Origin of the sequence: Microbispora sp. CL1-1 (assembly GCF_012034195.1) — a bacterium.
In the GTDB taxonomy this organism is placed as follows: domain Bacteria; phylum Actinomycetota; class Actinomycetes; order Streptosporangiales; family Streptosporangiaceae; genus Microbispora.
This window is the reverse complement of record NZ_JAATEK010000030.1, coordinates 58838-77876: the sequence shown is the minus strand read 5'-3', so window position 1 is coordinate 77876 and position 19039 is coordinate 58838. Positions and strand designations below refer to the sequence as shown.

Sequence of the window (19039 nt, the reverse complement as noted above, 5' to 3'; positions counted from 1 at the left end):
GTACGGGAGGCCGCGCCGCCCGCCCGTCGCGTGGTCGCTCAGACGGCGCCCACGAGGGTGACGACGCCGGCTCCCACCAGGGCGAACGCCCACATCCTGTCGAGGTTGAACCAGGCCCGGCGCAGGACGGCCACGCCGAGGAACTCGTACACCACGACGGCGACGACGGTCGCCGTGAGGAACATCGCGAGCGTGTGCACCCCGGCGACGAGCATGCCGCCCGACAGGGCGTGCCCGTGGTGACCGGCGGCGGGCATGCGGGTCAGCACGGGCAGCAGCATCAGGCCCGCGCCGTGCACCGACGACATCAGGAACGACCAGGCGGCCAGTTGCGGCAGCGACAGCCGCATGCCCACCCAGCGGAAGTGCCGCCGGGAGAGCAGGTGCCACAGGCCGAACCCGACGAGCACGACGCCCGCCCCGATCGAGAGGGCCGTGGCCGTCACGATCGAGCCGGTCGCCGACACGGCGAGCACCACGAGGGCCACCGACGCGAGGTGGCCCAGCGCGATGACCGGCAGGGACTGCAGCAGCAGGTCGCGGCTGCGCTCCTGCAACCCGCGGGCGACGGCGAACAGCCAGCCCATCGCGGGATTGATCCCGTGAAAGGCGCCCAGCAGGATGACGGCGGTCAGGGTCACGGGTAGCAGTAGGAGTCGGAGGACGCGTCGCCGCCCTGGAGCCGGGTCTGGTGCGGGCGCAGGCCGCGGAAGTCGTCGCCGTGCGGGAAGAACCGCTCGTCCAGCGTGAACGACTCGGCGTCGACCTTCGCCATCCAGGCGCCCACGCCGTCGGGGTAGAACTGGTCGTCCCAGGCGCCGTACAGCGAGTTGGTGACGTAGACCCGGCGGCCGTCGCGGCTCACCTCGACCATCTGCGGGCCGCCCGAGAGCCGCTCGTCCGGCGCGGCCGGGTGCGCCTCGCGCCGCACGATGCCACCGAGGCGGACCGAGCCGATCTCGACCGGCTTGAACGGGTCGGAGACGTCATACTGCTTGAGCTCGCCGGTGCCCCAGCACGACACGTACAGGCGCTGATCGTCCACCGACAGGTCGATGTCGGTCACCAGCGGCGGCACCGCGCCGAACGGCTTGAGCACGTCGGGCAGGTCGTCGGGCGATGCCGGCTCGGCCGGGATGGTGATCACTTTCTCGGCCGTCCACCGGGAGCCGTCCTTGTGCCACACCCACACGGAGGCCGACAGGTCCTCGACGCTGGTCACGACGCCCACGAAGCCGTACGTCTTGGTCGGGTCGTGGGCGGGGCGCAGCTCCAGCGTCATCTGGTGCTGGTCGCCGAGGTCCACCTCCTGGACGTGCCTGCGCTTGCGCAGGTCCCAGAAGTGGATCTTGTGGCCGTACTTGCGGCCGAGCAGCAGCTCGCCGACCACCCCGTCCTCGACCATGGACGGCGTGCCCCACTCGGAGGTGACGAGCACGTCGTGGTTGATGTGCCACCAGAAGTCGTACGCGAGGTACTGCGGGCCGCGGTCGACCTCCCACCGGCCCAGGACCTCGAACGAGTTGTGGTCGAGGATCGCGATGCCGCCGGGCCCGTCGTCGCCGTAGCCGCCGAGCGCGCTGACGTACAGGCCCTCGGGGCCGCAGTGCACGGTGTGCGGGCGGGAGTAGCCGGCCCGCTTGCCCAGCTCCTCCGCCTCGATGACCTTCACGAGCTCGGGGCTGACCCGGTCCTTGGTGTCGTAGATGTAGATCCGCGACGACCGCAGGCCGGGGATGATCAGGTAGCGCCGCTCGACGTGGGGGTGCGGGGCGTAGGGGCACAGCGCGCTGCTGCACGCGTTCCAGCCGAAGTGGTGCAGCTCGTCCCCCGTGTACGGCAGGTCGGTCCAGCCCACCACGGTCCCGTACGACGGGGAGCCGGGATCTGTGTCGAGGACGGCGAGCGCGTCGGGCCGCTGGGCCGACCGGTCGAAGGCGGCCACGTAGGCCAGCTTCTCCGGCGGCGCCTCGGCGGCGTCCCTCGGCGAGGGATAGAACGTGGGGTCAGGCTTCCACAACGTCATGCACCCCAGGATTCTCCCGCGTTCCCTACCAAGTCAATAGGAATCTACTGACTGTGACCGGCGCCTGGATAGGGCTATAACAGGACATGCGATTTCGTGACGGGAGCGAGCATGTTCTTCGGCATCACCAACATCTGGACCTACATCGCGGGAACGTTCCTGATCATCCTGCTTCCGGGGCCCAACTCGCTCTTCGTGCTGTCCACCGCCGCGCAGCGTGGCGTGCGGCAGGGCTACCGGGCGGCGGCCGGGGTCTTCGCCGGTGACTCGGTCCTCATGTTCCTGTCGGCCGCGGGGGTCGCGTCGCTGCTGAAGTCGACGCCCGTCCTGTTCTCGATCGTGAAGTATTCGGGCGCGATCTATCTGGCGTGGATCGGCTTCGGCATGCTCCGCGGCGCCTGGCGCTCCCTGCGCGCCTCCCGCGGCACGGCCGCGGCCTCCCAGGTCGCCGAGACGGCCCAGGCCACGGAGACCACCGAGCAGGCGCCGGTGCGCAGCCCGTTCCGCAAGGCGTTCACGATCAGCCTGCTCAACCCCAAGGCCATCTTGTTCTTCGTGGCGTTCTTCGTGCAGTTCGTGGACCCGTCGTACGGCGCGCCGGCGCTGTCGTTCCTGATCCTGGCGCTGATCGTGCAGATCTTCAGCGTGACCTACCTGAGCACGCTCATCTTCGGCGGCACGTTCCTCGCGAGCCACTTCCGGCGCCGCCGCAAGCTGGCCGCCGGGCTCACCTCGGGTGTCGGCGCGCTCTTCCTCGGCTTCGGCGCCAAGCTGGCCACCGCGACCCTGAGCTGACACCCGCCCTGGGCCTTGCCCATTCGGCGGCCTCATCCGGCGGCCTCATCCGGCGGCCTCATCCGGCGGGCTCATCCGGCGGGCTCATCCGGCGGGCATCCGGCAGGCTCATTCGCCGCGCATGTCGGCGAGGGCGTTCTCGAAGGCGTCCATCGCCCGCTGGATCCGGTCCCACCCGGCCGACGGCAGCCAGGGCATGACCCGGGCGACCCCCGCCTTCTCGCACCGCTCCAGCACGCCGGGGTCGGCCGGCACGGACACCACGATGACCTCGACGTCCCTGCCCTCCTCCTCGGCCCGCCGGAACAGCTCGGGGATGCGCTCCAGGATTCCGGGGCCGTAGTTGGGCAGCCACGCGTCCCCATAACCGAGCACGCGGTCGAAGACACGCGGCCCGGCGCCGCCCACCAGGATCGGCGGGTAGGGCTTCTGCGCCGGTTTCGGCCATGACCAGATCGGGTCGAAGGACACGAAGTCGCCGTGGAACTCGGCCTCGTCACGGGTCCAGATCTCCTGCATCGCCCGCACCCGCTCCCGCATGACGGCGAAGCGGCGGGCCGGATCGACGCCGTGGTTGCGCAGCTCCTCACGCTGCCATCCGGCGCCGATGCCGAATTCGAACCGCCCGCCGGTCAGGTTGTCCACGCTCGCCACCGTCTTCGCCAGGCTGATGGGCTCGTGCTCGGGCACGAGGCAGATTGCCGTGCCCACGCGCAGCCGCGTCGTCGCCGCGCCCGCCGCCATGCAGGCGATGAACGGGTCGTAGCTGTGCCAGTAGCGCCGGGGCAGCTCGCCTCCCTCCTGGTCCTTCGGCGTCTCGCCGGCGGGTGGCACCGGAATGTGCGTGTGCTCGGTGAACAGCAGCGCCGTGTGGCCGCGCTGCTCGACGAGCCGGGCCAAGGAATCAGGACGAACCGCATCATCCGTTGCGAAGTAGCCGAAACCCGAGTCCATGCCGTCAACGTAACCCGCATCCGCCACCCGCCGGGAAAAGCGCTCAGCACCCCCTGGTAAAGCGCTGATCAGGGGTTTTCCATCGGCCGAGACGGCCACTGGAGGCATACCGTACCGTTATGAAGCGCGGGGGCGCTTCGGCATTCGGCCCCCGCGGGCGTGACGGTCAGGTACGGTAAGCCACCGACGATGCCGCCCAACCCGGGGTTTCCATCCGTTATGTCCGGGTAGGCGCGTTGCCCAACTACAGCGTCGGTCTCCCCCACCGGCCCGTTGGAGTCGCCATGAACCACGCACCCTTCGCCCTGCCACGGCTCACCGCGCTGATCAGGCAGGCGGTGCCCAGGCTCCTCGAAGGCGTGGTGGCCCCCCTCGTGGTCTTCTACACGGCCCTCGCGGTGCTCGGCCTGCGCGGCGCGCTGATGGCCGCGGTGTCATGGGTCTACCTGGGCGTCCTGTGGCGGCTCGTCCGGCGCCAGCCCGTGCCGGGAACGATGATCATGGCGACGATCGCGATCACCTTCCGCACCGTGATCGGGTTGTGGACCGGCAGCCCCGTCCTCTACTTCATCCAGCCGGAGCTCGGCACGATCTGCATCAGCATGGTGCTCCTGGCGTCGGTGCGGATGCGCCGCCCGCTGGTCCAGCGGCTCACACTCGACTACATCCACCTGCCGTCGTTCGTGCTGCGGCACGAACGCGTCCGCACCTTCTTCGCCCGGATCACCCTGCTGTGGGCGTTCGTCCTCCTGGCCAACTCGGCCATGAGCATCTGGCTGCTGCTGAACGAGTCGATCGGCGACTACCTGATCATCCGCACCGCCGCCGTCGCCGTCGTCACCGGCCTGGCCTTCGCGGCATCCGTCTGGGCGTTCCGCCGGGTCCTGGGGCGGCTGCACACCGAGACTCCGGCGGTCACCCGTTAGTCCCCCCTTAGTCCCCGTTGGTCCTTGTCAGCCCCCGTCAGGCCTCCAGCCGGTGGGTGCGCGCCGCCTCGTCGCCGCGGGTGTGCCAGGCGTCGAACGCGAAGGCCGTCACCTTCCACCCCACGGCCTGCCGTACGAGCCGGAGCCGGTAGACGCCCCACACCTCGAACATGCCGCCGCCGAGCTCGGCGTCGAGCAGGTTGTAGGAGTATCCCTTGGTGGTCACGTGCGCCTCGGCGCCGTCCACCGTCACGGCGAAGTTGCTCACGGTGTGGAAGCTCTGCTTGCGGGCGTGCAGGCCGGTGCGCCACCCGCCCACGAGGGCGTCGGCGCCGATCCGGGCCGGTTCCCCCGCCCCATCGCCCTACGTGATCTGTGATAGGGACGCATGTCATGGGTAACGCACTGGTCACCGGCGCCTCACGAGGTCTGGGCGCCGTCATCGCCGAACGACTCGCCGCGGACGGCTGGCACGTCGCCGTCAACTACGCCAACGACACGGCCGGGGCCTCCGCCGTCGTCGACCGCATCACCGCCGCCGGCGGCTCGGCCGCTCTGGCCAGGTTCGACGTCACCGACGAGGAGTCCGTACGGGAGGGCGTGGCCGCGATCGGGCCTGTCGACGTGGTCGTCAACAACGCCACCGGTCCCCAGCCGCTGGTGCCGGTGGAGAAGCAGACCTGGGAGGACCACCTCGGCCAGCTCCGCTTCTTCGTCAAGGCCCCGCTGCTGATCCTGCAGGCCGTGCTGCCCGGCATGCGCGAGGCCGGCTCGGGCCGGATCGTCAACGTGGGCAGCGAGGTCACCGATCTCGGCAACCCGGAGTTCGGGCACTACGTCGCCGCCAAGGCCGCCATGCACGGGCTCACCCGGTCGTGGGCCCGGGAGCTGGGGCCGTACGGGATCACGGTGAACACCGTCGAGCCCGGCTGGATCCCGGTGGAGCGGCACGCGGACGTTCCCCCGGAGGACTACACCGGCTATCTGAGCGACGTCCCGCTGGGCCACATGGGCGTGCCGATGGACGTGGCCGAGGCGGTGGCGTTCCTCGCCTCCCCCGGTGCCCGGTTCGTCACCGGCCAGCGGCTCGCCGTCAACGGCGGCAAGACGATGAGCTGATTTCACCTGGTCGAAACCAAAGAATCATGTGATTCGCGAGCTGTTTCGGCAAAAAATCGGTTAATGTCCGTTCATGTCCGGCGCATATTTTCCCCGTATCCAGACCGTCACGGGCGCCGTCCCCGTCTCCGAGATCGACGGGCCGGTGCTGCCGTACGAGCACCTGCGCACCGACACCCGCTGGGGCATCGGCGTGGACTCCGATCCCCATCGGTGGCTGGACGAGGAGCGATATGTGCTGGCCGAGGTCAAGAACCTCGGCAGGGAGCAGGCGCTGGGCCTGATCGTTGAGCACAGCTGCATCGGCATGGCCCGCGACCCCGCCGCGCTCGCCCGGATCTCGATGGCCTCGCGGGTGCCGATCGTGGCCGCCACCGGCTTCGCCGCGCAGCCGTTCGCGGGTGCGGCCATCACGCGGTACGGCGTGGAGGACCTGACCGCCGACCTGCTGCACGAGATCGGCGCCGGGCTCGACGGGACGGGCGCGCGGCCGGGTGTCATCGTCGCCGCCGCGTGGGACGAGACGCCCACCCCGGCCGAGGAGCGTGCCGTCACCGCCGCCGCCCGCGCCTCGCTGCGCACCGACCTCCCCGTGGCGACGGGCGGCCTGGAGCTGCTGGAGCTCCTGCTCTCGCAGAACGTCCCCGCCCGGCGTCTGGCCGCCCGCTCCGGCGATCCACTGGTCCAGCGCAAGATCGCCGAGACCGGGGCGTACGTGAGCGTGGACGACGCCGAGGACGTCCTCACCCTCCTCGACGGCGGGCACGCCGAGCGCGTCCTGCTCAGCAGCGGCGTACGCCTGCGGGAGCACCTGTCCGGCTACGGCGGGCAGGGCTACGGGCGGCTGTTCTCCTCAGTCCTCCCTGCCCTGCGAGAGGCCGGCGTGGACGACGACACCCTGCGTCTCATCACCCACGAGAACCCGCTCCGCTGGCTCACCGCCTGACGGCCCGATGGACCTGGTCGAGCACTACCGGCGCTTGCTCAGCGTGGCGCAGTGGCTGGACATGGGGCTGAACTGGACGGTGGTCCAACGGCCGGACAGGCCGGTCGGGCGCGCATGGATGCTCTACGCGGCCGATGGGCACATCCGGCTGTGGATGCACAATCTCGACCCGCATGAGGTGCACGGACCGGACCCGCACGCTCTCGACCACCTGGTGCACCTGCTGCCTGACCCGTTCACGATCGCGTCGCGCGCGAGCGCTCTGGCGCTCGTCACCATGGACAGCGGTGCTCATCTGGACCCGGAGTGGTTCGAACTCCCTCAGCGCGAGATTCATCCCCTCGTCTGAACGTCGAACCGGGGCTTCATGCGGTGTGTCCGCGGTGATGACCGACATCGTGGCGGTGCACCTAGATCTTGACGATCTCGACGTGGTCGCCGCAGAGTGGCGTGAGATCCGCGGGATCGGAGGTCAGGACCGTGACCGGACGGGCCGCGACACGCGCGCTCGCGGCCAGGACGGCGTCGATCGCGTACCTGTGACCGCGAAGGCGGTGGGTACGCAGCAGCGCCGCCGCCTCGGCTCCCACCTCCCGGGTGACGTCGAGGACGTCGATACGCGACAGAACCCATCGGACCCGTGCCGGATGCACCCGTTCGTCGTCGGCCTCGAGCGTGGTCATCACCGTGGTCACGACACGTACGCCCTCCTCCTCCGCAGCCGCGAGAAGCGCCAGCACGCTGCGGTCCTTGCGGTAGAGCCGTGACAGGCCCTCACTGTCCAGGACGAGCGTGCCCGGCATCAGGCGGCCGCCCCGCCCTTGGCCCTGTGGTCGTGACGCAGGAGGGCACGCGCCGCGTCGATCTCCTCTCGCGTCAGCGGATCGTTGTCGGTCTCGAAGTCGGCCACGATCTCGCGCAGCTTGTCCATGGCCATCCGGTGCTCGAGGGCTTCGGCGACATAGGCGGAGAAACCGCCCGGTCCGACCTGGGCACGGATCGCCTCGGCGAGCTCCTCAGGCAGGCTCACGGAGTATTTCTTACTACCGCTCATACCATGCATGCTACCTCTGGTAGTAGTGCCGCAGGTGGCTCGCGACGGGCGGCTCAGGAGAACCCGCCGTTGCTCTTGAGCAACTGACCGTTGATCCACTGCCCCTGCCGGGAACACAGGAAGCTCACCAGGTGCGCGGTGTCCTGCGGCATGCCGAGCCGGCCCAGGGGTGTCTGCGCGAGGCATCTCGCCAGCACCTCATCCGACATCCACCCGGTGTCCACGGGCCCCGGGTTGACGACGTTGGCGTGCACGCCGCGGAACCGCCGGCCGTACCCACGGATCAGCAGCCAGACGGCACGCGCGTTCACCGCGAAGTGCCGGTCGAAGCTCTCTATGGTGGTGTCGAGCAGGCCGGAGTCGACCGACTCGCAGTGACTCATCACCAGCGCGGTGACGCCTCCGAGCAGGCGCTCCGCCTCGTCGAAGATCCGCGCCGGCGCACGCACGTCGGCGAGGTCCGCCTCGATCGCCGCGAACGCCGCGCCCCGCGCGGCGAGTGAGCTGCCGATCTCGTCTGCCGCGCCGCGCTCGGCGCCCCAGGTCATGCGCTCGTCGTACGGCGTCCAGTAGGTGAACGCGATGTCCAGCCGGACGCGGCCAGCTCACGGGCGATCGCCGCGCCGATGCCCACGGTCCGGCCGACACCGGTCACGAGCGCGATCGGGCGGGATGCGGCGGCCGCGCCACGGCCAGGAGCGGGGGCCCGGCTTCTGTGGTCATCTCGGAACTCCTCGATCCGTGTCTTCTGCGCCGGCAGGCTACCTGTGCGCGAAAGGCACGAAGATCTCGCGGACGGCCCGGGCGGCTCCCCAGTCGTCGTCCACGCCGAAAGGTACGAGAACCTAGGAGTCGAAGCCGAGCCCGAAGGCGTCGAGGGTGCGCAGCCAGGCGTTGCGGCGGCCCTCGTGCTCGTCGGCCCGGGCGATGGCCCAGCGGGTGAGCTGGATGACGCCCGACCGCACCGGCTCCGGCGGGAAGGGCACCGGCTTGTGCCGCACCATCTGCAGGTCCGTCCGCTCGGTCACCCTGCCCTGCAGCAGGTCGAGCATGACGTTGGCCCCGAAGCGGGTGGCCCCCACGCCGAGGCCCGTGTATCCGGCGGCGTAGGCGAGGCGTGAGCCGTACGCGGTGCCGAAGAAGGCGCTGAACCGGCTGCAGGTGTCGATGACCCCGCCCCACCTGTGCGTGAAGCGCAGGCCGTGGAGCTGCGGGAACGTCTCGAAGAAGTGTGTGGCGAGCTTCTCGAAGGTGGCGTCGCGCTGGTCGTACTCCGGCTTGACCAGGCCGCCGTTGTGATAGACGGCGTCGTAGCCGCCCCACAGGATCCGGTTGTCGTCGGTCAGCCGGTAGTAATGGAACTGGTTGGCCGAGTCGCCGATGCCCTGGCGGTGCCGCCAGCCGATCGCCGCCAGCAGGTCGTCCGGCACCGGCTCGGTCATCAGCGCGTAGTCGTACACCGGCACGAGGAAGTGCCTGAGCCGGCGCAGCAGCGGTGGGAAGGCGCCGGTGCCGAGCGCCACCCGCCCGGCCCTGACCCGCCCCTTCGGCGTCTCCAGTTCGAGCGTGACGCCGTCGTCGTGCACGGCGCGCACCGGCGTGTGTTCGAAGACGCGCACGCCGAGCCGCACGCAGACGTCGCGCAGCCCCCATGCCATCCGCGCCGGGTCGACCATGGCGACGCCTTCGCGGTCCCACACGCCGCCGAGGTATGTCGGGGAGTCCACCTCGGCCCGCACCTGCTCGCGGTCGAGCCGCTCCAGCCGGACGCCGAGCGAGGCCGCCCCGCTCACCTCCTCGTCGAGCCCGGCGAGCTGCCACTCCTCGGTGGCGACCCGCAGCTCCCCGGTCCGTTCGAAGGAGCAGTCGACGCCATAACGGGCGAGGGTCGCCTCGATCTCGTCGAGGTTCTCCCGGCCGAGCCGTTCCAGCGTCGCGATCTCCGTGGGCCAGCGGTCCTGCCCGTTGCCGAGACCGTGGGTCAGGCTGGCGGCGCAGAACCCGCCGTTGCGGCCGGAGGCGGCCCACCCGACCGCGCGGCCCTCCAGGAGGACCACGTCGAGCGAGGGGTCGCGCTCCTTGGCCATCAGCGCGGTCCACAGGCCGGTGAACCCGCCGCCGACCACCGCCAGGTCGGCCGTGACGTCTCCCGTCAGCGGGGGCAGCGGCTCGGGCGCGATCGGCCGGTCCAGCCAGTACGGCTTGCGCTCCGCGTCGGCGAGCGCCTTCGACGGAACCACGAATCCCACATCCTCACGCGTTGGCGCGGCGGCGGGCCAGGAGGGCGTTGACCACGGCGATCAGCACACCGGCCGCGAAGATCAGCGTCCCCATGACGTTCACCTGCGGTGGCAGGCCCACGCGGGTGGCCCCCCAGATCCACAGCGGGAACGTCATGGTGCCGCCGGAGTTGAAGTTGGTGATGACGAAGTCGTCGATCGACAGCGCGAAGGCCAGCATCGAGCCCGCCAGCACGCCCGGAAAGATCATCGGCAGGGTGACCAGCCGGAACGTCGTCCACGGTCCCGCGCCGAGGTCGCGGGCGGCCTCCTCAAGGGAGGAGTCGAGCGTCATCACCCGTGCCCGCACGGTCACGGCCACGAACGAGATCGAGAACATGACGTGCGAGATCAGGATCGTCCAGAAGCCGAGCGGCACGGCGAGCGTGACGAACAGCGACAGCAGCGACGCGCCCATCACGATCTCGGCGCAGGAGATCGCCGCGAACATCACGAGGTTCATCGCCCCGGAGCCGCGGAAGCGGTAGCGGCCGAGCGCCAGCCCGATCAGCGACCCGAGCACCCCGGCGATCAGCATCGTCAGCACCGCGATGAGCAGCGAGTTCACCAGCGCCTGGGTGAGGTCGCCGATCTCGAACAGCTTGCCGTACCACTTGAACGTGAAGCCCTGCCAGGCCGTGTTGTAGCGGCCCTTGGTGTCGTTGAAGCCGAACAGGATCATCACGGCGATCGGCAGCACGAGCCAGGCGATCACCAGCCAGGTGTAGATCTGCAGGCCGCGGCCCCGCAGCAGGCCACGCTTCATCGCGCCGCCACCTCCAGCACGTCTTCGGTGCCGAGCGCCTTGGCGTACGCGAAGATGCCCACGAGCAGCAGGGCCATCAGCGTGAACGACAGCGCCGAGGCGGTCGGATAGTCCTGGTTGATCAGGAACTGGTTCTGGATGACGTTGCCGATCATCGTGTTGCTGGTGCCGCCGAGCACCGAGGCGTTGACGTAGTCCGACGTGGCCGGGACGAACGTCATCAGCACGCCGGCGAACACGCCTGGCAACGACAGCGGCAGCACCACCCGCAGGAAGGTCTGCGTCTTGCTGGCGTAGAGGTCCTGCGCGGCCTCCAGGACGCGCGGGTCGATCCGCTCCAGCGCCACGTACATCGGCAGGATCATGAACGGCAGGAAGTTGTAGGCCAGGCCGCCGATCACCGCCGCGCTCGTGGCGAGGATGTGGAAGTCCTGCGGCACCAGGCCCAGCGACTTCAGCGGCCCGAGCAGCATGCCGTTGTCGGACAGGAAGAACTGCCACGAGATGGTGCGCAGCACGAACGACACCAGGAAGGGCAGCAGCAGGAGGAACAGGTAGACCGACTTGCGGGTGCCGCCCTTGAAGGCGATCCAGTACGCCACGGGGAACCCGATGACGATCTGGATCACCGTCGAGATCACGCCGTACACCAGGGACCTGACGATCTGGTCGTGGTAGGTGCTGATCCCGTCGACGTAGCTGTGCCAGTTGAAGGTGAACGCGTAGCCGTTGACGACGTCGCCCGACTGCAGCGACAGCGACAGCATGACGACCGTCGGGATGACGAAGAAGATCGCCAGCCAGAGCGTGCCGGGGAACAGCAGCAGGTATGGCGTCAGCGAAGCCCGGAGCCTGCTCATGACGTCGTGATCGCCTGGAAGATGGACTCGAACTTCTTCTGCTCCTCCGGCGTCTTGCCGTTCACGTAGCTGCGGAGCCTGGCGGTGTCCTGCTCGCTCGGGAACACCAGCGGGCTGCTCGCCACCTGTTCGAGGAGCTTCTTGTCGTCGCCCGTGGCCTTGGCGGCGTCGGCGGCGATGACGTCCTTGGCGGCCGGGACCGGCGTCACGTAGTTGATGTACTCGGCGAGGTGCGCCGCGACGTTCACGTCGTAGAAGAAGTCCATCAGCATGATCGCGTCGACCGGGTTGGTCGCGGTCTTCGGGATCGTCATGTTGTCGGTCCAGATGGTGCCGCCCTCCTGCGGGACCACGAACTTGAGGTCCGTGCCGTCGGAGACGTTCTTCTGGAAGACGTCGCCCGACCAGGCCATCGTGAGCCAGATGTCGCCCTTGGCGAGCGGGTCGGTGTACGCCTGGTCGTAGTACTTGCGCACGATGCCGGCGTCGCGCTGCTCCTGGAGCTTGGCCGCGGCCTTCTGCCAGTCGGCCTCGGTGGACTTGTCGGGGTCCACGCCGATCGCGAAGAGGCCGAAGTTGGCGATCTCCTGGGAGTCGGACATCATGCCGACCTTGCCCTTGTATTTGGGGTTCCACAGGTCGGCCATGGTCGGCGGGGTGTCGACGTACTTCGGGTTGTACGCGATGCCGGTGATGCCGGAGGCCCACGGGATGCTGTAGACGTTGCCGGGGTCGAACGACTCGTTCCTGTACTCCGGCGCGACGTTGGCCGCGAAGTTCGGCAGCTTGGTGTGGTCGAGCGGGGCCAGGTAGCCGAGCTCGACGAGCCGCTGGAAGTGCAGGCCGTTCGTGACGACCATGAGGTCGTAGTCGATCGACTGCCCGGCGGCGAGCTGCGGCTGGATCTTGGCGAACCAGCTCGGCATCTCCAGGATGACCTCTTTGTAGTTCACCGTGATGCCGGTCTGCTGGGTGAACTGCTTGAGCTCGGGCTGCTTGGGGTCCATGTAGAGCGGCCAGTTGGCGAAGTCCACGTGGCCGTTCTTCGTCTTGCCCGACCAGAACTTCTCCACCTCTGACTGGGCCTGGGCGGAGGAGGACGGCCTGGCCGTGCCCTTGCCCTGCACGCCGCAGGCGGCGAGAGCGAGCCCGGCGGCCGACAGGCCCGCGAGCCGGAAGGCGTCGCGCCTGCCGAGCCGGCGCTGGGTCATGCCGCGGAGGAGGGCGGGGTCCTGCCTGTATGGGTCGTTCATAGGAGTTCGTGCTCCGGGTTCGCTCTACCGGGTTCGCTGTACCGGGGGGTTCGGGATAACCGGGGGGTTCGGGATAACCGGGGACTCGGGATGCCGGGGATTCGGGATGCCGGGGATTCGGGATTCGTGGCGGGGTTCGAAGGGTGAAACCGGTGGGGGAATCTACCGCAGCGCGTAGGAGTGCCAGGGCTGCCAGGAGAGCCAGACGGTGTCGCCGCGTTCGGCGGTGATCGTGCTGTCGTGGGCGTTCTGCTCGAACACCGTGATCTCGGCGCCGTCGCCGAGCGCCACGACGTAGCTGTTGTAGGTGCCGAGGTAGACGACTTCGGAGACGGTCCCCCGCACCACGCTGAGGTCGCCCTCCGGCCGGTCCCTGGCGATCTTGATCTTCTCGGGCCGGACCGTGAGGTCGACTGTGGCGCCGGGCGCGAGCGCGCCGTCGGCGGGGACGAGGATGCGGTCGCTCGCGCCGAGCGCGAGCACGGCGGTGTCGCCGGTGATCTGCTGGACGGTGCCGCTCAGCAGGTTGGAGGTGCCGATGAATCCCGCCACGAACTTGCTGGCGGGCCGCTCGTAGATCTCGCGGGGGTCCGCGAGCTGCTCCACGAGGCCGTCGTTCATGACCGCGATGCGGTCGCTCATCGTCAGCGCCTCGCTCTGGTCGTGCGTCACGTAGACGAACGTGATGCCGACCTCGCGCTGGATGCGCTTGAGCTCGATCTGCATGGCCTGGCGGAGCTTGAGGTCGAGCGCGCCGAGCGGCTCGTCGAGCAGGAGCGCGCGGGGCCGGTTGACCAGGGCCCGGGCGAGCGCGACGCGCTGCTGCTGGCCTCCCGACATCTCCTTCGGCCGGCGCTTCTCGCGGCCGACCAGGTCGACGACCTCCAGGATCTCGCCGACGCGGCGCTTGATCTCCGCGTCGGGGACCTTCTTGCGCTTGAGCCCGAACGCGACGTTGTCCCAGACGTTCATGTGCGGGAACAGCGCGTAGGACTGGAACACCATGTTGATGTCGCGCTTGTTGGGCGGGACGTTCGTGACGTCCTCCCCGTGGAGCCTGACGATCCCCTGGGTGGGGTCCTCGAACCCGGCGATCATGCGCATGCTGGTGGTCTTGCCGCAGCCCGAGGGGCCGAGGAGGGAGAAGAACTCCCCCTCCGCAATGGCGAGGCTCACGCCCTTGACCGCCCGTACGACCTCGCCGTGCGAGACGTACTCCTTGACCACGTGGTCGAGTTCGATGGCGGGCACGTCTCCTGATACGGGGGCAGCCGCGACGGCCGCCCCCGAGCCCGCCTGGATCTCTGTCATTCCAGGCTTATCCCTCTTTTTCGATAGGCGTCCGGCCGCGGCCGATGGCGCCTATTCGCCGATGTAGTGCATGACGTGCTTGACGCGGGTGTAGTCGTGCAGGCCGAAGACGGACAGGTCCTTGCCGTAGCCCGAGTGCTTGAAGCCGCCGTGCGGCATCTCGGACACGAACGGGATGTGGGTGTTGACCCAGACGACGCCGAAGTCGAGTCGCTTGGACATCCGCATCGCGCGGCCGTGGTCGGTGGTCCACACCGAGCCGGACAGGCCGTAACGGACGCCGTTGGCCTTGGCCAGCGCGTCCGCCTCGTCGGTGAAGGTCTGGATGGTCATGACGGGGCCGAAGATCTCGTCCTGGACCATCTCGTCGTCCTGCTTCAGCCCGTCCACGACGGTCGGGGCGAAGAAGAAGCCCTTGTCGCCGACCCGGGTGCCGCCGGTGAGGACCTTCGCGTGCTCGGGGAGGCGCTGGAAGAAGCCCTCGACCCGGGCGAGCTGGTTGGCGTTGTTCAGCGGGCCGAAGTAGGCGTCCTCGACCTCGAGGCCGCCCAGCTTGGTGGCGGCCGCGGCCTCGGCCAGCGCCGCGGCGAACTCGTCGTGGATGCTCTCCTGCACGAGCACGCGGCAGGCGGCGGTGCAGTCCTGGCCGGCGTTGTAGAGGCCCGCCCCGGCGACCGCCTCGGCGACGGCCTTGATGTCCTTGACGTCCTCGAAGATCACGACCGGGGCCTTGCCGCCCAGCTCCAGGTGGACGCGCTTGACGTCGTCGGCGGCGGTCCTGGCGACCGACATGCCCGCGCCGACCGAACCGGTGATCGCGACCATGCTCGCGGCCGGGTGGCCGACCACCAGCGCACCGGTCTCCCGGTCGCCGGTCACGACGTTGAAAACCCCGGCGGGCAGGACGTCGCCGAGGATCTCGGCCAGCTTCAGCGTGGAGACCGGCGTGGTGTCGGACGGCTTGAGCACGACCGTGTTGCCGGCCGCGAGAGCGGGGGCGATCTTCCAGACCGCCATCATCATCGGGTAGTTCCACGGCGTGACCTGACCGATGACACCGATAGGCTCGTGCCGGATCACCGAGGTGTGGTCGGCGAGGAACTCACCGGCGGTCGGGCCCTCAAGGGTGCGGGCCGCACCGGCGAAGAACCGGAAGTGGTCAGCGGCGATCGGGGTCTCGTCCTCGGCCATGCGGGCGCGGGGCTTGCCGGTGTTGCGGCACTCGGCCTCGTTGATCTCGTCAGCGCGGGCCTCGATCGCGTCGGCGACCTTCAGCAGCAGCGCCGCGCGCTCGCCCGGGGTCGTCTGGCCCCACGTCTCGAAGGCGGCCGTCGCGGCGGCGTACGCGGCGTCGACGTCCTCCTGGCCCGACACCGGTGCCTGGGCGTATGCCTCCCCCGTCGTAGGGTCTACGACGTCGGAGAAACGGCCGCTGGCGGCGTCGACGAACTTCCCGTTCACGAAGTTCTGGAGACGGGTGGTCACCGGTGACCTCCTGGTGGTGGCTGAGTTGTCGCGACTCTGGCAGAGGAAAGAGCCAACGACAAGGGATTTCGTCGCTAAGATACCAAATTGCTACGAAATCGCTTGACGTGAGCGACGGAGCTGACAACATGTCAGACCACGATCGCAACATGTCAAAAATGATGCTGTAACACCAGGTCGCTACGGCGATCGAAGCCGAAGCCCGCCAAGAGAGGACACCCCCCGAGGATGACGACTCCGCCAAAGGCTCGCGCGGCTGCCGCGAAGGGTGGGCCGGTGGTGCTCGACGAGATCTCCAAGCAGATCATCGAGCAGCTTCAGATGGACGGGCGAAAGCCGTACGCCGCCATCGGCAAGGCGGTGGGGCTGTCGGAGGCCGCGGTGCGCCAGCGCGTGCAGCGCCTGCTCGACCTCGGCGTCATGCAGATCGTCGCCGTCACCGACCCGCTCACCCTGGGCTTCCCCCGCCAGGCCATGATCGGCATCAAGTGCGAGGGCGACCTGGAGCAGGTGGCCGACGAGCTGTCGCAGATCCCCGAGATCGACTACGTGGTGCTCACGGCCGGGTCGGTCGACATCATGGTCGAGGTCGTCTGCGAGGGCGACACCCACCTGCTGGAGATCCTCGGAAAGATCCGGGCGATCTCCAGCGTGCGGGCGACAGAGACCTTCGTCTACCTCAAGCTGCACAAGCAGACCTACTCCTGGGGCACCCACTGACGACCGTCCCCGCCCCGGCCCGGCGGGGCCGGGGGGCTCAGGTCTCCAGCAGTCGGCCGTCGGACAGCTCCAGCCACCGGTCCACCCCGACCTCCGCGAGGAACCGCTCGTCGTGGCTGACCACCACGAACGCCCCCTCGTACGCGCCGAGCGCGCTCTCCAGCTGCCCCACGCTGACCAGGTCGAGGTTGTTGGTGGGCTCGTCGAGCAGCAGGAGCTGAGGCGCCGGTTCGGCGCACAGCACGCAGGCCAGCGTGGCGCGCAGCCGTTCGCCGCCCGACAGCACGCCCACCGGCAGGTGCGCCCGCACGCCGCGGAACAGGAAGCGGGCGAGCAGGTTCATCCGCTCCGCCTCCGGCATGCCGGGGGCGAACGCCGCCAGGTTCTCCGCCACGGTGCGATCCACGTCGAGCAGGTCGAGCCGCTGCGACAGGTAGGCGACCCGGCCGTCGGCCCGCCTGGTCGTGCCGGCGTCCGGCTCCAGCTCGCCGCCGATCACGCGCAGCAGGGTGGACTTGCCCGCGCCGTTGGCGCCGGTCAGCGCGATGCGCTCGGGGCCGAGGATCGCCAGGTCGATGCCCGGCTCGGCGAACAGGCCACGGACCTGCAGGCCCTCGCCGAGGAAGACCGTCCGCCCGGCGGGCACGTTGGTCCCCGGCAGCTCCAGCGCGATCTTCTGGTCGTCGCGCAGCGCCCGGCCCGCCTCGTCGAGCCTGGCCTTGGCGTCGCTCACGCGGGCGGCGTGCATCTGGCCGGCCCGCCCGGCCGACTCCTGGGCGCCCCGCTTCATGTTCCCGGCGAAGATCCGCGCCAGCCCGGCGTTCTTGAGGTTGCGGGCGGCGTTGCCCGCGCGGCGCTCGGCCCGCTCACGCGCCTGCTGCATCTCCCGCTTCTCGCGCTTGAGCTCCTGCTCGGCGCTGCGCACGGTCCGTTCGGCGGCCTCCTGCTCCGCGCGTACGGCCGCCTCGTAGGCGGTGAAACCGCCGCCGTAGAAGCGGATCTCTCCCCGGTCGAGCTCGGCGATGCGGTCCATGCGGTCGAGCAGGGCCCGGTCGTGGCTGACCACCAGCAGGCAGCCGTTCCAGTCGCCGAGCACGTCGTAGAGCCTGCGGCGCGCACCGAGGTCGAGGTTGTTCGTCGGCTCGTCCAGCAGCAGGACGTCGGGCCGCTTGAGAAGCTGGGCGGCCAGGCCGAGCGAGACGACCTGGCCGCCGCTCAGCGTACGCAGGATGCGGTCGAACGCGAGGTCGCCGAGCCCCAGCCGGTCGAGCTGGGCACGGGTGCGTTCCTCGATGTCCCAGTCGTTGCCGATCGTGGTGAAGTGCTCCTCGGCGGCGTCGCCCGACTCGATGGCATCGAGCGCGGCGATCACCGGGGCGATGCCGAGCACCTCGGCCACGGTCAGGTCGCCGGTGAGAGGCAGGCTCTGCGGCAGATAACCGAGCACGCCGCTGACGGACACGCTCCCGCCGCGAGGCCGGTGCTCACCGGCCATCAGCTTGAGCAGCGTGCTCTTGCCCGCGCCGTTGGGAGCGACCAGGCCCGTACGGCCACCGCCCACGGTGAAGGACAGGTCGTCGAAGACGGGCGTGTCGTCAGGCCAGGAAAAGGACAGGCCGGAACAGATGATGAACGCATCGGACATGCGAGAGACCTCGTACGTGATCCGGGCGCACCGGAGCCGCCCGGCAAGGGGACAGGGATCAGAGAACGACAACGAGGGCCACATCGGCGGCGGTCATGCGCGCCTGCCGGGGCCGCTCGATCTCCGGTATCACCCGGAGATGTCGTCCTCACCTGCCACGTCTGGTCTCCTAGCCTGGGGTCACGAGCGCCGGACACGATAGCAGCCCGATGCCGCCATCCGTCAACCCACGGCGTACGCGGGGGTCAGCCGATCCGGGCGACGGCGCGGACGGGAGCGCCGTCGGCCCCGGCCAGGCGCAGCGGGAACAGCGAGACCTCGATCGGGCGGCCGGCGGCCTGGGCGTCCAGCAGCGGGCCGAGACCCCGCAGGTTCTCCGCGATGACGGCGTGCGCGCCGCACAGCACGCGGTGCGCCGGCAGATCGGCGGGAGCCGGGGTGGGATCGACGCTGAGCGCGTCGACGCCGACGGTGCGCACGCCCGCGGCGACGATCAGGCGGGCGGTCTCCGCGTCCAGGTAGGGGTGGGTCCGGTATTCCGGGGTTCCCCAGTGCTCGTCCCAGCCGGTCGCGACCAGCAGGACGGTCCCCGGGGCCAGCCGCCCGGTCACCGCGGCGAGCATCGCCGGGGTGACGGGCGCACACGGCGGCAGGCCCCGGGCGTCGAGGACCACCGCCGGTCCGAGGAAGCGTTCCAGCGGCAGGTCGTCGAGCGTGGGCAGCGCGTCGTCGATGTGGAACGGCGCGTCCACGTGCGTGCCCGACTGCGACCCGAGGTGCAGGCCGAGGACGTTGACGCCCTCGGCCGCCACCGTGAGGGCGGGCGCGATCTCCACCTCCGGGTCGCCGGGGTAGACGGGCATGCCGCTCACGACGGGCACCGACAGGTCGACGATCACG

The 19039-nt window shown here is 69.7% G+C and carries 21 protein-coding genes; 6 read left to right on the top strand and 15 right to left on the bottom strand.

The window, feature by feature from the left end; genetic code table 11:
* Window positions 1–38 precede the first annotated feature (38 nt).
* Both HCK04_RS28755 and HCK04_RS28750 read right to left on the bottom strand, forming a co-directional pair.
* Window positions 39–650: a hypothetical protein gene (locus tag HCK04_RS28755; protein ID WP_205830832.1), complete on the bottom strand. Its 612-nt coding sequence runs from the start codon at window positions 648–650 to the stop codon at window positions 39–41.
* A complete protein-coding gene (locus HCK04_RS28750; RefSeq protein ID WP_142650506.1) occupies window positions 638–2026 on the bottom strand; it encodes a selenium-binding protein SBP56-related protein in 1389 nt (462 codons plus the stop codon). Before HCK04_RS28750 ends, HCK04_RS28755 begins: the two co-directional genes overlap by 13 nt.
* A gap of 111 nt (window positions 2027–2137) precedes the next feature.
* Here HCK04_RS28750 and leuE point away from each other — a divergent pair, with 111 nt between their 5' ends.
* Window positions 2138–2821, top strand: a complete 684-nt coding sequence (gene leuE / locus HCK04_RS28745) for a leucine efflux protein LeuE (protein WP_142650505.1) — start codon at window positions 2138–2140, stop codon at window positions 2819–2821.
* 108 nt (window positions 2822–2929) lie between these two features.
* On the opposite strand, the gene HCK04_RS28740 is transcribed toward leuE, so the two are convergent.
* Window positions 2930–3721, bottom strand: a complete 792-nt coding sequence (locus HCK04_RS28740; RefSeq protein WP_240971898.1) for an LLM class F420-dependent oxidoreductase — start codon at window positions 3719–3721, stop codon at window positions 2930–2932.
* Window positions 3722–4059: 338 nt separating this feature from the next.
* Between HCK04_RS28740 and HCK04_RS28735 the strand changes: the two genes are divergently transcribed.
* On the top strand, window positions 4060–4701 hold the full coding sequence (locus tag HCK04_RS28735; RefSeq protein WP_142650503.1) for a VC0807 family protein: 642 nt from the start codon (window positions 4060–4062) through the stop codon (window positions 4699–4701).
* A gap of 37 nt (window positions 4702–4738) precedes the next feature.
* Here HCK04_RS28735 and HCK04_RS28730 read toward each other — a convergent pair whose 3' ends face one another.
* On the bottom strand, window positions 4739–5038 hold the full coding sequence (locus tag HCK04_RS28730; RefSeq protein WP_142650502.1) for a nuclear transport factor 2 family protein: 300 nt from the start codon (window positions 5036–5038) through the stop codon (window positions 4739–4741).
* Between the two features lie 56 nt (window positions 5039–5094).
* Here HCK04_RS28730 and HCK04_RS28725 point away from each other — a divergent pair, with 56 nt between their 5' ends.
* The 3 genes from HCK04_RS28725 to HCK04_RS28715 all read left to right on the top strand — a co-directional run bounded on the left by HCK04_RS28725 (window position 5095) and on the right by HCK04_RS28715 (window position 7115).
* Window positions 5095–5820 carry an SDR family oxidoreductase gene (locus HCK04_RS28725; RefSeq protein ID WP_142650501.1) on the top strand — a complete coding sequence of 242 codons (726 nt, stop codon included), beginning with the start codon at window positions 5095–5097 and terminating at the stop codon, window positions 5818–5820.
* Between the two features lie 73 nt (window positions 5821–5893).
* Window positions 5894–6766: an aryldialkylphosphatase gene (locus HCK04_RS28720; protein WP_142650500.1), complete on the top strand. Its 873-nt coding sequence runs from the start codon at window positions 5894–5896 to the stop codon at window positions 6764–6766.
* Between the two features lie 7 nt (window positions 6767–6773).
* Window positions 6774–7115: a hypothetical protein gene (locus HCK04_RS28715; RefSeq protein WP_142650499.1), complete on the top strand. Its 342-nt coding sequence runs from the start codon at window positions 6774–6776 to the stop codon at window positions 7113–7115.
* Between the two features lie 61 nt (window positions 7116–7176).
* Here the strand turns inward: HCK04_RS28715 and HCK04_RS28710 are convergent, their stop codons facing one another.
* From HCK04_RS28710 to HCK04_RS28670, 9 genes are all read right to left on the bottom strand, one after another.
* The gene (locus HCK04_RS28710) at window positions 7177–7569 is read right to left on the bottom strand and encodes a type II toxin-antitoxin system VapC family toxin (protein ID WP_142650498.1); all 393 of its coding nucleotides are present in this window, start codon (window positions 7567–7569) and stop codon (window positions 7177–7179) included.
* Window positions 7569–7820 (bottom strand): hypothetical protein, encoded by a 252-nt coding sequence (locus HCK04_RS28705; RefSeq protein WP_142650497.1) that lies wholly within the window; start codon window positions 7818–7820, stop codon window positions 7569–7571. Before HCK04_RS28705 ends, HCK04_RS28710 begins: the two co-directional genes overlap by 1 nt.
* Window positions 7821–7873: 53 nt before the next feature.
* Window positions 7874–8368, bottom strand: a complete 495-nt coding sequence (locus tag HCK04_RS28700) for an SDR family oxidoreductase (RefSeq protein WP_312845777.1) — start codon at window positions 8366–8368, stop codon at window positions 7874–7876.
* 297 nt (window positions 8369–8665) lie between these two features.
* A complete protein-coding gene (locus HCK04_RS28695; RefSeq protein ID WP_142650496.1) occupies window positions 8666–10060 on the bottom strand; it encodes an FAD-dependent oxidoreductase in 1395 nt (464 codons plus the stop codon).
* 13 nt (window positions 10061–10073) lie between these two features.
* Window positions 10074–10865 (bottom strand): ABC transporter permease, encoded by a 792-nt coding sequence (locus HCK04_RS28690; RefSeq protein ID WP_142650495.1) that lies wholly within the window; start codon window positions 10863–10865, stop codon window positions 10074–10076.
* Window positions 10862–11725, bottom strand: coding sequence for an ABC transporter permease (locus tag HCK04_RS28685; protein WP_142650494.1), 864 nt, complete (start codon window positions 11723–11725; stop codon window positions 10862–10864). Before HCK04_RS28685 ends, HCK04_RS28690 begins: the two co-directional genes overlap by 4 nt.
* On the bottom strand, window positions 11722–12978 hold the full coding sequence (locus tag HCK04_RS28680; RefSeq protein WP_205830818.1) for a spermidine/putrescine ABC transporter substrate-binding protein: 1257 nt from the start codon (window positions 12976–12978) through the stop codon (window positions 11722–11724). Before HCK04_RS28680 ends, HCK04_RS28685 begins: the two co-directional genes overlap by 4 nt.
* A 162-nt stretch (window positions 12979–13140) precedes the next feature.
* Entirely contained in the window at window positions 13141–14289 is a 1149-nt protein-coding gene (locus HCK04_RS28675) for an ABC transporter ATP-binding protein (RefSeq protein WP_142650493.1), read from the bottom strand.
* 51 nt (window positions 14290–14340) lie between these two features.
* Complete coding sequence (locus tag HCK04_RS28670) at window positions 14341–15774, bottom strand: gamma-aminobutyraldehyde dehydrogenase (RefSeq protein ID WP_142650492.1); 1434 nt, start codon at window positions 15772–15774, stop codon at window positions 14341–14343.
* 228 nt (window positions 15775–16002) lie between these two features.
* On the opposite strand from HCK04_RS28670, the gene HCK04_RS28665 reads away from it, so the two are divergent.
* Complete coding sequence (locus tag HCK04_RS28665) at window positions 16003–16494, top strand: Lrp/AsnC family transcriptional regulator (protein WP_030511698.1); 492 nt, start codon at window positions 16003–16005, stop codon at window positions 16492–16494.
* A 37-nt stretch (window positions 16495–16531) separates the two neighbouring features.
* On the opposite strand, the gene HCK04_RS28660 is transcribed toward HCK04_RS28665, so the two are convergent.
* A complete protein-coding gene (locus HCK04_RS28660) occupies window positions 16532–18139 on the bottom strand; it encodes an ABC-F family ATP-binding cassette domain-containing protein (protein WP_142650491.1) in 1608 nt (535 codons plus the stop codon).
* A 245-nt stretch (window positions 18140–18384) separates the two neighbouring features.
* On the bottom strand, window positions 18385–19038 hold the full coding sequence (locus HCK04_RS28655) for a cyclase family protein (RefSeq protein WP_142650490.1): 654 nt from the start codon (window positions 19036–19038) through the stop codon (window positions 18385–18387).
* Between the last annotated feature and the right edge of the window lies 1 nt (window position 19039).